Annotated in this window: 12 protein-coding genes and 1 tRNA gene; 5 read left to right on the top strand and 8 right to left on the bottom strand. The window is 57.2% G+C overall.

The window, feature by feature from the left end; translation table 11 throughout:
• The first annotated feature begins 9 nt into the window (after positions 1-9).
• A complete protein-coding gene (gene efp, locus ACZ3HG_RS22550; RefSeq protein ID WP_062745732.1) occupies positions 10-576 on the top strand; it encodes an elongation factor P in 567 nt (188 codons plus the stop codon).
• Between the two features lie 161 nt (positions 577-737).
• Entirely contained in the window at positions 738-869 is a 132-nt protein-coding gene (locus ACZ3HG_RS22545; protein ID WP_062745730.1) for an entericidin A/B family lipoprotein, read from the top strand.
• A gap of 41 nt (positions 870-910) precedes the next feature.
• Here ACZ3HG_RS22545 and ACZ3HG_RS22540 read toward each other — a convergent pair whose 3' ends face one another.
• Genes ACZ3HG_RS22540 through frdA form a run of 5 tightly spaced genes read right to left on the bottom strand, consistent with a single transcriptional unit; the run spans position 911 to position 4776 of the window.
• Positions 911-1435, bottom strand: coding sequence for a lipocalin family protein (locus ACZ3HG_RS22540; RefSeq protein ID WP_062745728.1), 525 nt, complete (start codon positions 1433-1435; stop codon positions 911-913).
• Positions 1436-1485: 50 nt separating this feature from the next.
• On the bottom strand, positions 1486-1845 hold the full coding sequence (frdD, locus tag ACZ3HG_RS22535) for a fumarate reductase subunit FrdD (protein ID WP_191934354.1): 360 nt from the start codon (positions 1843-1845) through the stop codon (positions 1486-1488).
• A gap of 6 nt (positions 1846-1851) precedes the next feature.
• A complete protein-coding gene (gene frdC / locus ACZ3HG_RS22530) occupies positions 1852-2247 on the bottom strand; it encodes a fumarate reductase subunit FrdC (protein ID WP_465334524.1) in 396 nt (131 codons plus the stop codon).
• An 11-nt stretch (positions 2248-2258) separates the two neighbouring features.
• Positions 2259-2993: a succinate dehydrogenase/fumarate reductase iron-sulfur subunit gene (locus ACZ3HG_RS22525; protein WP_191934352.1), complete on the bottom strand. Its 735-nt coding sequence runs from the start codon at positions 2991-2993 to the stop codon at positions 2259-2261.
• Entirely contained in the window at positions 2986-4776 is a 1791-nt protein-coding gene (frdA, locus tag ACZ3HG_RS22520; protein WP_465334521.1) for a fumarate reductase (quinol) flavoprotein subunit, read from the bottom strand. The genes ACZ3HG_RS22525 and frdA overlap by 8 nt, the downstream gene beginning before the upstream one ends.
• A 316-nt stretch (positions 4777-5092) precedes the next feature.
• On the opposite strand from frdA, the gene epmA reads away from it, so the two are divergent.
• Positions 5093-6070 (top strand): elongation factor P--(R)-beta-lysine ligase, encoded by a 978-nt coding sequence (epmA, locus tag ACZ3HG_RS22515; RefSeq protein WP_062745707.1) that lies wholly within the window; start codon positions 5093-5095, stop codon positions 6068-6070.
• A gap of 86 nt (positions 6071-6156) precedes the next feature.
• Here epmA and mscM read toward each other — a convergent pair whose 3' ends face one another.
• From mscM to rsgA, 3 genes are all read right to left on the bottom strand, one after another.
• Positions 6157-9492, bottom strand: coding sequence for a miniconductance mechanosensitive channel MscM (gene mscM, locus ACZ3HG_RS22510; RefSeq protein WP_465334519.1), 3336 nt, complete (start codon positions 9490-9492; stop codon positions 6157-6159).
• Positions 9493-9501: 9 nt separating this feature from the next.
• Positions 9502-10401, bottom strand: a complete 900-nt coding sequence (gene asd, locus ACZ3HG_RS22505) for an archaetidylserine decarboxylase (RefSeq protein WP_191934349.1) — start codon at positions 10399-10401, stop codon at positions 9502-9504.
• A gap of 198 nt (positions 10402-10599) precedes the next feature.
• Positions 10600-11658 (bottom strand): small ribosomal subunit biogenesis GTPase RsgA, encoded by a 1059-nt coding sequence (rsgA, locus tag ACZ3HG_RS22500; protein ID WP_191934348.1) that lies wholly within the window; start codon positions 11656-11658, stop codon positions 10600-10602.
• A 102-nt stretch (positions 11659-11760) separates the two neighbouring features.
• On the opposite strand from rsgA, the gene orn reads away from it, so the two are divergent.
• Both orn and ACZ3HG_RS22490 read left to right on the top strand, forming a co-directional pair.
• Entirely contained in the window at positions 11761-12306 is a 546-nt protein-coding gene (gene orn / locus ACZ3HG_RS22495) for an oligoribonuclease (RefSeq protein WP_062745700.1), read from the top strand.
• Positions 12307-12500: 194 nt separating this feature from the next.
• Positions 12501-12576: transfer RNA gene (locus tag ACZ3HG_RS22490), tRNA-Gly, on the top strand.

Below are 12576 nucleotides of genomic sequence, written 5' to 3'. Positions count from 1 at the left end.
AGGGCCTTCATGGCGACTTATTCTAGCAACGATTTCCGTCCCGGTCTTAAAATCATGTTCGAAGGCGAACCTTATGCCATCGAATCCAGCGAGTTTGTGAAGCCAGGTAAAGGCCAGGCATTCGCACGCGTTAAAATGCGCCGTCTGCTGACCGGAACGCGCGTTGAGAAAACGTTTAAATCTACCGACTCCGCTGAAGGCGCTGATGTCGTTGATACCAACCTGAACTACCTGTACAACGACGGTGAGTTCTACCACTTCATGCACCCGGAAACCTTCGAACAGCACCCTGTTGAAGAGAAGACCGTGGGCGATGCGGCTAAATGGCTGCTCGACAATGCTGAGTGCATCGTGACCCTGTGGAACGGTAAGCCGATCCAGGTGCTGCCACCGAACTTCGTTGAGCTGGAAATCACCGACACCGATCCGGGCCTGAAAGGCGATACTGCGGGGACGGGCGGCAAGCCAGCAACGCTGTCTACCGGTGCGGTAGTGAAAGTGCCACTGTTCGTGCAGATTGGTGAAGTGATCAAAGTCGATACCCGTTCTGGCGAATACGTTTCACGCGTAAAATAAGCCCGAATCAGTAGGGGCCTGCCCGTCAGGCCCTTATCTTTTCAATTCACTCCCCCTGAACTTCTCATAAACTGACCTTTTTTCTGCTTACCACGGGCAGGTGGATAAAATGCAGCTATGCTTATAGCGTTGTACTTATCTCTAATTAAAAGGAAATTGCTATGAAGAAAAGTATTGTTGCCATTCTTTCAGTTCTGGTGCTCTCTTCCGTACTCTCAGCTTGTAACACCACGCGTGGCGTAGGTGAAGATGTTGAGGCAGGTGGTCAGGCAATTCAGAAAAGCACGAATTAATCTGCTTTGACGGGCCGGCGCGCTGCACCGGCCCGACGTCGTTATTGCTGATTAACCCAGATCAGCTTATCCACGGCAAACCCGGCACGACGGGCTTGCGCCACCAGATCGGCTTTCACGCCGGCATCCAACTGTGGTGTCCTGGACAGGATCCACAAGTACTCCCGGTTAGGCCCACACACCAGCGCATGCTGATAATCGCTATCCAGCGCGATCACGTTATACCCCCCGTAAAATGGCCCGAAGAAGGACACTTTAAGGGTGGCGCGATCGCTGGGGCCGGTAAAGTAGGCTTTGCCCACGCTCTCCTGCCAGCGCTGTTTTTTCGTATTAAAGCCCCGGTTAACCACTTTCAGGCCGCCATCGTCTCGCTTGCTGTAGGTGGCGGTAACGTGATCGAGCCCGCGTTCAAAACGGTGATCGAGACGGGCGATCTCATACCAGCTGCCCAGGTAGCGTTCGGCGTTGAATCCGGTCACAGGGGTAACGCCCTGCGGTGGGGTGGTTGAACAGGCGACCGAGAGCAGTGCCCCGGCGCCTGCGGTGAGCATTTTCCAGAGTGACATAAACCATTCCTTTATCATTGAATGGCTTAAGTATAGCCTGTGCTGTGTTTTTAGACCGCAATAACGGCGATCAGCGCCACCACGCTCAATAACGAGGCGATCCCGTAGCACAGCAGTTTACTGGACGGGACGTGCAGTCTGAGATCGTGAAGGCTGTGGTGCAGGCGGTGCAGCGCGCACCACAGCGGCAGGACGATAATCAACAGCAGGATCACTCTGCCCGGCAGTGACTGGGCGAAACCCAGAATGCGCTCGTAGCTGAAGGTTCCTGCAGGGGCCCAGCCCAGCGGCAGCAGCAGCCCAACCAGCAGAACGATCACCGGGCTGACCAGCGCAGCCCACATGCCTCCCGCGCCAAACAACCCCCAGAAGATCGGTTCATCAGAACGTTGTGGTTGTGTTTTCATCATGACTCCTCAGGCCAGCAGTGATACGGCCAGCACCGCACCACTCAGAATAATCAATGCCAGCCACAGCCCTTTGATCACCGGCTCCGGTGGCAGCTTTTCCCCTTTGACGATAATAATCTGTGCTTTGGGGGCCAGGTCGAACCAGGTTTTGCTGTGATGCAGGGCGGCGACCAGCGCCACCAGGTTCAGCAACAGGACGATGGGGTGTTGCAGGAAGCTGACAAAACCTGCCCAGCTATCGGGCCCCAGTTTGAGCGCAAACAGGCCGATAATCAGCTCAATGCTAAACCACAGCGCGGGAATAGCTGTGCCTTCACGCAGCATGTACAGACGGTAAAATGGCAGCGCCTGCCACCAGTTTCCCCGTACCGGACGAATATACGCATTACGTTTTGTGGTCATTCATGGCCTCCTTAATGGGGTTTGAGCGTGGCGATCAGGAAGTCTTTGCTGCTTTCCACTTTGCCCTGCTGGATAGCGGCGGCCGGATCGACGTGTTTAGGGCAGACTTCTGAGCAGAATCCGACAAACGTGCAGCTCCAGACGCCGTTAATACCGTTAAGCTGCGGCATCCGCTGGGCCTTACCCTGGTCGCGGCTGTCAAGGTTATAGCGGTGGGCAAGGGTGATGGCCGCCGGACCAATAAATTCCGGATTAAGGCCAAACTGCGGGCAAGCGGCATAGCACAGGCCACAGTTGATGCACCCAGAGAACTGATGGTATTTCGCCATCTGCGCCGGAGTTTGCCGTCCGGGACCTTCACTGGCACCGCGCGTGTTGCCGATGATCCAGGGTTTAATGGCCTCCAGACTCTCGATAAAGTGCGTCATATCGACCACCAGATCGCGTTCAATCGGGAAGTTAGCCAGCGGCTCGACCTTCATTCCTGACGGGTAATCACGCAGGAAGGTTTTACAGGCCAGTTTCGGCACGCCGTTCACCATCATGCCGCAGGAGCCGCAGATGGCCATGCGACATGACCAGCGATACGACAGGTCAAAGGCGAGGTTATCTTTGATATAACCCAGAGCATCAAGCAGCGAGGTGGTTTCATCCCACGGCACGTCATAAATCTCGTTGCGCGGAACGCGATCGCTTTCCGGGTTATAACGCAGAATATCAATCTGACGGCGTTTGCTCTCACTCATGAGCAGGCTCCTTAGGGGTTTTGTCCTCAGAGGCCGCGCCATACACGCGTGCGGCTGGCGGGAGATGGGTGATCGTGACCGGATCATAGGCGATCGCAGGGGCACCCTGCGGGTTGTAGAATGTCAGGGTATGGGCGAGGAAGTGTTCGTCGTCGCGCGTGGTGCAGCCTTCATCCAGTCGCTGATGGGCACCGCGAGACTCTTTCCGCTGGATGGCCGAATGGGCCATACACTCCGCCACATCCAGCCCGTGGGCCAGCTCAATGGCGTACAGCAGTTCGGTATTGAATACGCTGGAGGTATCGGTAACGCGCAGGCGGGAAAAACGCTGCTTCAGCTCGGCCAGTTTATCGATCGTTTTTTGCATCAGGTCGGTGGTGCGATAAATGCCGCAGCCCTCTTCCATGGCCATGCCCATTTCGTCGCGCAGGGTGGCTGCATTTTCGTTGCCCTGTTGGTTCACCAGGCCATGCAGGCGTTTCTCAATATCGTTGCGCTGTGCGCTGAGGACGGTGTCGCGTAGTGGATGTGGCTGGGAGGCCCGCTGTGCAGCCTGTTCGCCCGCCAGGCGACCAAAGACCACCAGCTCGGCCAGCGAGTTGGATCCCAGGCGGTTAGCCCCGTGCAATCCGACTGATGAGCATTCACCGACGGCAAACAGACCCTGAATACGGGTTTCGCACTGGTCGTTGGTTTCAATGCCGCCCATGGTGTAGTGTGCGGTCGGGCGAACCGGAATAGGGGCGGTAATCGGGTCGACCCCCACATAGGCTTTGCTCAGTTCGCAGATAAAGGGCAGTCGCTCCCGCAGCTTTTTCTCACCCAGATGGCGCAGGTCAAGGTACACGACATCACCCCGCGGGGTGGCGATGGTACGCCCTGCGCGCCACTCGTGCCAGAAGGCCTGGGAAACCTTATCGCGGGGCCCCAGTTCCATATATTTGTTCCTCGGTTCACCGAGCGGGGTTTCCGGCCCCATGCCGTAATCCTGCAGATAACGGTAGCCGTCTTTATTGACCAGGATACCGCCTTCACCCCGGCAGCCTTCCGTCATCAGAATGCCCGAACCCGGCAGGCCGGTCGGGTGATACTGGACAAATTCCATATCGCGTAGCGGAACACCATGACGAAACGCCATGCCCATACCGTCGCCGGTGACGATGCCGCCGTTAGTGTTATAACGGTAGACGCGTCCGGCCCCGCCGGTGGCGAGGATCACTGACTGCGCGCGCACCTCCAGCAGCGTACCCTCCATCATGTTAAGGGTCACCACACCGTGCGCGACGCCATCATCTACCAGCAGGTCGAGGACAAAATGCTCATCCAGGCGCTGGATCTGCGGGTATTTCAGTGAAGTCTGAAACAGGGTGTGCAGCATATGAAAACCGGTCTTATCGGCGGCAAACCAGGTCCGTTCGATCTTCATTCCACCGAAGCGGCGCACGTTAATCGATCCGTCTTCTTTACGGCTCCACGGGCAGCCCCACAGCTCCATCTGCGCCATTTCCTGCGGACAGTGCTGGACAAAGTAGTCCACGACCGGCTGCTCACACAGCCAGTCGCCCCCGGCAACGGTATCGTGAAAGTGAGAATCAAAGCTGTCCTGCTGCTGGGTGACCGCAGCGGCTCCCCCCTCGGCGGCCACGGTGTGGCTGCGCATCGGATAGACTTTGGATATCAGGGCAATCTTTAGTCGCGGGTTGGCTTCGGCAGCGGCAATCGCGGCACGAAGCCCGGCACCACCGGCTCCAACAATGACCAAATCGGCATTCAGGGTTTGCACAGCTTCCTCCCTTATACCCGACATACTTCCCACCGCATCGCCATTGAAGCGGGTCCTGCGGGGCGAAATAGTGAAGGTATGTAAGTGTTTGACATGATTCCAGAGGCACGGCGGGTGGTTCTGACCCGCCAGTCGCCGCCCAGTATAGGCGGGTTAAAAACGCGCTAATTTGATGTGTTCGGCCATTTAGGCGGGTAGCGGATAAAAACCACTTTATTTTTAAGGATAAAGCGCTGCTGGTTTTTTCGACGTAGAATTGTGTGTTGCTGCTGGTACAGGTAGACTTCCTGCCCCTACTGACTTTGGAGTGAAAAAGATGAGCGATTCGGCCAGCTGGCGGCCTTGTGCACCCATCGCCAATTTATTGAAGCGTGCGGCGATTATGGCTGAAATCCGGCGTTTCTTTGCCGATCGCGGCGTACTGGAAGTGGAAACCCCGGCGATGAGCCAGGCAACGGTGACGGACGTGCATCTGTTCCCGTTCCAGACGCGGTTTGTGGGGCCCGGCGCCGCCGCAGGCATCGATCTTTATCTGATGACCAGCCCTGAATACCATATGAAGCGCCTGCTGGCAGCGGGCAGTGGCCCGATCTTTCAGCTGTGCCGCAGCTTCCGTAATGAAGAGATGGGGCGTCACCATAATCCCGAATTCACCATGCTGGAGTGGTACCGGCCACACTATGATATGTACCGCCTGATGAACGAGGTGGACGATCTCTTACAGCAGGTGCTGGAGTGTGCGCCGGCAGAAACCCTGTCCTATCAGCAGGCGTTTATCCGTCATCTGGAGATTGACCCGCTGTCGGCCGATAAAGCGCAGCTGCGTGAGGCCGCCGTGAAGCTGGGCGCAGGCGATCTTGCCCATCGGGAAGAAGATCGCGACACGCTTTTACAGCTGCTGTTTATGCTGGGCGTGGAGCCTGAGATCGGTAAAGAGAAACCCGCTTTCGTTTATCACTTTCCGGCAAGCCAGGCGTCGCTGGCTGAGATCAGCACGGAAGATCATCGCGTGGCAGAGCGCTTCGAGGTCTATTTCAAAGGGATTGAACTGGCCAATGGTTTCCGTGAGCTTACCGACAGCCGCGAACAGCGCCTGCGCTTCGAGCAGGACAACCGCAAACGTGCCGCAGCCGGTCTGCCGGTGCAGCCGATTGATACTCACCTGCTGGACGCGCTGGCTCACGGGATGCCGGAATGTTCCGGCGTGGCGCTGGGGGTGGATCGTATTGTGATGCTGGCCCTGAAGGCCGAACAGCTCAGTGATGTGATTGCGTTTACCGTCGATCGTTGTTAGCGCGCAGGGCGCACTGAAAAGTCGGTGCGCCCCGTCAGGATCCCGGCGTCAGGGCTGAAGGGCCACCTTCGGCCGGTGCCGGGCCATCACAACCCGCCCGATTTATAATTACGTGCCGCAGGCGCGCCGTTGCTGGCGGGGGTTTTGCGACCGATCGTTTCCATACGCACCTGGAACGGTGGGAACGGCATCTCCAGCCCGTGCTCCTGATAACCCCGCAGGATCAGCTGGTGCAGCTCGTGTCGCAGCGGCATGCGGTGCCCCATTTCGGCAGCGTGAATGCGCAACTCAAATAGCTGGATCCCCTGCTGCAAATCCACCAGGAAGGCTTCCGGCGGCGGTGTCTCCAGCACGTAGCTGCATCGCTGTGCGGCGGTGAGCAGCACGTTGGTCACCTCTTCACTGTTCGCCTCGGCCGGGGCCGGGATGGTCAGTACCACGCGGGTGACCGAGTCTGACAGCGACCAGTTAATAAACTGCTCGGTGATAAAGGCCTTGTTCGGCACGATAATCTCTTTGCGGTCCCAGTCGGTAATGGTGGTGGCGCGGGTATTAATGCGTGTGATGCTACCGGTCAGATCGCGGATGGTCACGGTGTCCCCGATGCGGATCGGCTTCTCGAAGAGAATGATCAGGCCGGAGATAAAGTTCGCAAAGATCTCTTGCAGACCAAAGCCCAGGCCGACGGTCAGACCCGCCACCAGCCACTGTAGTTTCGACCAGTCAATGCCGATCAGGGAGAACCCGACCAGACCGCCAATCAGGATCAGCATATATTTGGTCAGGGTGGTGATGGCATAGCCCGTGCCGGGCGTCAGGCTGAGGTGCTGCAACAGCGCCAGCTCCAGCAGGGCAGGCATATTGCGCACCAGCTGGGTGGTGATCACCAGGACCAGGATAGCAATCACCACCGAGCCCAGCGTGATCGGCTGCAGGCTTTCCACTCCCTGTACGGTAGTGCTGACATCCCACAGGCGAATATTTTCCATAAAGCCAAACGCGGAGTGGATCTCTGACCACAGGACGATCACCGAAACCAGCGCGATCAGCGTCAGTATTGAACGCACCAGGCGTAATGACTGCGCGCTGATGGCATCCAGATCGATCACCGGCTCTTCTACCTCCACGCTGTCGGCGGCGGTTTGCTGGGCGGCGAGTTCCTCTTCGCCGCGCGCACGCTGGGCAAGGATCTCAGCCCGGCGCTGACGTGCCCGATCGAAGGCGATACGCCGCCGCTGGATCAGCATCCAGCGGCGAATAATATGGTAAATCACCAGCAGCAGGAACCAGATCGCTAACGAGGTTTCCAGGCGCGCCAGCAGCGCCTGAGCTGCCGCCAGATAGCCGATACAGGAGGCGAGGGCCGCGACCAGCGGGATTGCGATCATCGCATTCCACAGCATCCGGTTAATAAAGTTATCGCCGTTGCCCTCTTTATCCAGATGCAGGGGGATCCCCGCCCGTTTCAGGCTGACGGTCACCAGGCTCAGGGCACCGCAAATCAGAATAAAGCACAGGCGACCGAGCGTGGCTGAAAACTCGCGGTCTTCAAGATTATCGAAGGCGATCAGCATCATCATCAGCGGGACTACCAGACCGATGCACAGCGTATAGAAACGCATCGCGCGCGCTACACGGGTTTGTGGCCAGCGGAAATGGACGATGAACAGCCCCTGCGAACGGGCAAAAGTATTACTGACCATAAACGCCCAGAGCAGTGGGACGCTGGCGGTCACGCCGTCACCGATGGCAATGGCAATCGGATAGGGCCAGGCGTGCTGCAAACCAAAGCCCAGCGCTGCCCACAGCACCGGCAGAGGGAGTGCCACCAGAATTGACCAGAACACCGTTCGCAGGGTGAGACTGAAGTGATCCTGGGTCACCTTGCCGACTTTACTGGAGGCGCGTTCAAGGAATTTACGGAAGTGGCGGCGTGAGCTGATGCTAAAGCCGACCAGCAGCACTGCGCCAAGCAGCGGCAGCACGGTTTCGCGGCTGGTCACCATCATCACCATCGCGCCGCCCAACTGACCCAACGTGTCCAGCGACAGCAGGCGGTGCAGGTCACGCGCGAGGTTGATGGGGTAACTGAAGTCCACGGCGCTGACATCAGCCGTCCAGAACAGGTAACGGTGGGTGGCTTCTTTGACTTCATTTAGCGCATCCACCAGCTGGCTGTTGCCGACTTTCAGTTTGGTGACACCGAGGATCAGGTTGTCACAGCCGGAAAGCAGGGAGGTCAGCAGCTCACGCTGGGTTTTCAACTGTGCTTCAAGGATACGGCGTTGTTCAGGCGTCAGGTCGCTGTTGTCATCCTGACGCAGCTGGCGCAGCGATTTCTGACGCTCGAGCAGATCTTCATAGTAGAGGCGCTGCACGCGCAGCTGGGCCATTTCATTATCCAGCTGCTGCGGTTTGGGCATGTCCGGCAGGCGGGCTACCTGGGCACGCAGCGCTTCGCCCAGCACGTTGGAGACGCCCAGCCACTGCGACTGTTCGCGAATGGTGCTGAGTGCCTGGCGAACCTGAATGGTCTGATTGGCGGCGGTTCGCTGCTGCGAGGCCACCAGGTCCATGCGCTGCGCCTGCTGATTCAGTGCGCTGGAAAGTTCGCGGTTGATGCGAAACTGTTCGGTGATGCCAGCGGGCATATCACCGCTGTTTTCGGCCAGCTGTTCGGTGCGGGCCAGGGCCATTTCGGCCTCACGCTGGCGCAGGCTGTTAAGTTGATTACGTAAATCCTGTAAATAGGCATCCAGGCTGGCGGCTTTACGCTGATGGACTTCGGCGCGCATACGCGCCAGCTCCTGACGGTTGTTGGCTGAAAGCTGTGCCAGCTCAAGCTCATCCACGCGGGCTTTTTGTGCGGCAGACTCCGCCTGACGCTGCGCCAGCTGAGCCTGACCGAGTGGCGTGTTGGGGGCAGGCTGTCCCTGTAAGCGACGTTCTATCTCGTTCAGCGCGCGGCGGGCATCGGTTTGCTGCTGCGGCAGCTGGGAGAGAGAGTCGCTGATCTCACGGGCGCGATCCTGCTCCTGCTGGGCCTGGCGGCTCTCTTCCAGCAGCTGGCTGCTGACCTGCAGGATCTCCTGATCGAGATCGGCGGCACTCATGTTGCTGCGCAGCGGCTTGTTGCTGTCTGTCAGGGTGACGATCTGCTGGCGTAATTCACGGGAGAGCTTGGGAAAATCGTCGATGACCTGCTGATAATCCTGCGTAAGATCCACCGATTTCTGATATTCATCCAGCCAGTTAAGCGTGGACTGCAGGGCCTCGACGGTGGCGGTCTGACTTGCGGAGGTTTTTTCTGACTTCGCCTCTTCCAGCTGTTGTTTGATCTGCGTCGCCTCCGGTGCGCTGGCGGCATAAACTGGCTGGAGCAGGCTCCAGCCTAACAAAAGGGTGAGTATCAGACGTGACATGATTATCCGCTATGGATGATGGAGGACGTCTTCCGCACTGTCTTTTTGCAGTGCGATGGCGAGGGTCGTGCCAAGACGGGTTTTGCTCTCAGCCGTCAGGCTTTCTGCCAGCTTAACTTTACCAGGAGCAAACAGGTTGATCACGGTTGATCCGAGTTTAAAGCGCCCCATTTCCTGACCTTTCAACAGGACGATCGATCCCTCGGCATCCGCACCCGGCCAGCTCCAGCGTTTGATCACGCCTTCACGCGGTGGCGTTACGGTGCCCGCCCATGTGGTTTCGATGCTGCCAACAATCGTAGCGCCCACCAGAATCTGCGCCATCGGACCAAATTCGGTATCAAACAGGCAGATCACCCGTTCGTTACGCGCAAAGAGGTTGGGAATGTTCTGTGCCGTCAGCGGGTTCACCGAATAGAGGTCGCCCGGTACGTAGATCATTTCGCGCAGGATCCCGTTACAAGGCATATGAACACGGTGGTAGTCACGTGGCGCCAGGTAAGTGGTGACAAACTCACCGTCACGGAACATCTCAGTCATCGCGGAATTACCCGCGAGCAGTGCTTCCAGTGAATAAGTATGTCCCTTAGCCTGAAAAATTTGTTCTCCGTCAATATGGCCTAACTGGCTGATCGCGCCGTCAGCAGGCAGAACCAGCAGATTCGGGTCGGTTTCGATCGGGCGGGCTTCGTCGCGCAGCGGGCGGACGAAGAAATCGTTAAAGGTACGATAGCTGGCGGTGTCCGGCTTCTGCGCCTCTTTCATATCCACCTTGTAAAACCAGACAAAAGCGTCAATCACGGCTTTGGTCAGCCATCCACCCCGTTTGCTGGCACCCCAGCCGGCCAGTTCAGTCAGGGCTTTTTTAGGCAGTATATTATTCAGGCCGAGTTTAATACGATCTAACACGTTAGCCTCCTGGCTCAATCAGATATAGCTGCCCCGGGTCAGGTTGCAGAGGCGCGGTATGCCATTCTGTAACGTGATCAATCAGGGGGACAGCGCTAATAAAGGGAGCGGATTGTAGCAGCGCCCACAGGTTTAGGCTATTGCCTGGCGATGAGCGCTGTGTTTACTTCCCCGCGCCTGTCAATCAGGCCAGTTTTGTCAGTCTTTGTCGCTGCTAAAGCGGCGGGTTTTCGCCTGCACTTCAGACATCGTATCCAGAATCAGGTGGTAGTTAACAAAACGCGACTCGTCTATTTCACCTTTATCCACGGCTTCGCGTATGGCACAGCCGGGGTCGGTGTCATGCTTACAGTCGCGGAATTTGCATCCGCCTAAGTAGTCACGGAATTCGACAAATCCGAGCGTGATTTGTTCCGGCTCCAGGTGCCACAAACCAAATTCACGTACGCCCGGGGAGTCAATGACATCGCCGCCGTGCGGGAAGTGATAGAGACGGGAAGCAGTGGTGGTGTGCTGGCCAAGGCCTGAATTATCGGAAACGTCGTTAGTCAGGATCTCCGCCGCGCTGAGTTCCAGACCCAGCAGCGCGTTGAGCAGGCTGGACTTACCAACGCCGGACTGTCCGGCGAAGATACTGACCCGTCCGGTCAGCGCCTCTTCCAGTTCTGCCAGGCCCTCTTTACGGTGGCTGGAAACCATCAGTACCTTGTAGCCAATACGGCGGTAGATATCCATCTGCTCATTAACAAAGGCACGACCTTCATCATCCAGCAGATCGGTTTTGTTGAGCACCAGCAGCGGTTCAACGCCCAGCGTTTCGCACGCCACCAGATAGCGGTCAATGATATTCAGCGACAACTCAGGCAGAATCGCTGACACCACGACGATTTGATTGATATTGGCGGCGATAGGCTTCACACCGTCATAGAAGTCGGGACGCGTCAGTACTGAAGTACGCTCATGCACGCCTTCAACAATGCCCTTAACGGTAGCTCCCCCTTCCACGCCTGGACGCCAGCGCACACGGTCACCGGTGACCAGCGATCGAATGGTGCGGCGGATGTTACAGCGGTGCACGGAACCATCCGTATCTTCCACATCGGCATGCATACCAAAACGGCTGATCACCACGCCATCGCGCGCTTCACCGAACAGATTGTCATCTGGCTCAGGTTTATCAGCACGCTGTTTCAGGCGACGATCGTGGTTGGCACTCACGCGACGTTGCTGACCTTTGGATAGTTTGTTTTTAGTCACTGTTCCTCACACCGGTTTTGCATATTTCGCCCTGGCAGGGCAAAACGTCTATCATACACCTTAATTCGACACTATGCCGCTTCGGCCAACGCGAGACGTACTATGACAGCTAATGCTAACAACCTGATTTGGATTGACCTTGAGATGACCGGCCTGGACCCGGAGCAGGATCGGATTATTGAGATCGCCACCCTGGTCACGGACGCCGATCTGAATATTCTGGCCGAAGGCCCGGTGATGGCTGTTCACCAGTCAGATGCTCAACTGGCGTTAATGGACGAGTGGAATGTGCGTACCCACACCAACAGTGGCCTGGTGGAACGTGTTAAAGCCAGCCAGATCGATGAAGAGGCCGCTGTGCGGGCGACGATTGCCTTTCTTGAACAGTGGGTTCCCGCCAACAGCTCCCCGATCTGTGGTAACAGCATCGGTCAGGATCGCCGCTTCCTGTTTAAATATATGCCGGAGCTGGAAGCCTACTTCCACTACCGTTACCTGGATGTCAGCACGCTGAAAGAGCTGGCACGCCGCTGGAAACCGGAAATCCTGCCGGGCTTCAAAAAGCAGGGTACCCATCAGGCGATGGATGATATCCGCGAGTCAGTGGCGGAACTGGCCTACTATCGTGAGCACTTCATCCAGCTGTAATGCTGGCCGTTAACGGGAAATGGACCAACAGCCCTGTTTTTAACCCGGTAATGCTGCAAAAATCAGCGCAATGGCGGTTTAATCGGCAGTTGGCAAAAAAAAAGTAAAATTTTGCCGTGACGGGGTTGCGGGAGGGCAAAATACTCGTATAATTCGCACCCCGTACCGGTGAACAATTTTCGTCGGTACCCAGAGCGGGAATAGCTCAGTTGGTAGAGCACGACCTTGCCAAGGTCGGGGTCGCGAGTTCGAGTCTCGTTTCCCGCTCCA

The organism is Erwinia sp. PME.40.26/001 (genome assembly GCF_055556675.1).
The sequence above is the reverse complement of the archived record's forward strand: the minus strand, read 5'-3'. Positions and strand labels throughout refer to the sequence as shown.

Excerpts from the sequence above, each read along its gene's own strand:
- efp (WP_062745732.1), top strand. The coding sequence starts at position 10 with ATGGCGACTTATTCTAGCAACGATTTCCGTCCCGGTCTTAAAATCATG.
- ACZ3HG_RS22545 (WP_062745730.1), top strand. The coding sequence starts at position 738 with ATGAAGAAAAGTATTGTTGCCATTCTTTCAGTTCTGGTGCTCTCTTCC.
- ACZ3HG_RS22540 (WP_062745728.1), bottom strand. The coding sequence starts at position 1,435 with ATGTCACTCTGGAAAATGCTCACCGCAGGCGCCGGGGCACTGCTCTCG.
- frdD (WP_191934354.1), bottom strand. The coding sequence starts at position 1,845 with ATGATGAAAACACAACCACAACGTTCTGATGAACCGATCTTCTGGGGG.
- frdC (WP_465334524.1), bottom strand. The coding sequence starts at position 2,247 with ATGACCACAAAACGTAATGCGTATATTCGTCCGGTACGGGGAAACTGG.
- ACZ3HG_RS22525 (WP_191934352.1), bottom strand. The coding sequence starts at position 2,993 with ATGAGTGAGAGCAAACGCCGTCAGATTGATATTCTGCGTTATAACCCG.
- epmA (WP_062745707.1), top strand. The coding sequence starts at position 5,093 with ATGAGCGATTCGGCCAGCTGGCGGCCTTGTGCACCCATCGCCAATTTA.
- mscM (WP_465334519.1), bottom strand. The coding sequence starts at position 9,492 with ATGTCACGTCTGATACTCACCCTTTTGTTAGGCTGGAGCCTGCTCCAG.
- orn (WP_062745700.1), top strand. The coding sequence starts at position 11,761 with ATGACAGCTAATGCTAACAACCTGATTTGGATTGACCTTGAGATGACC.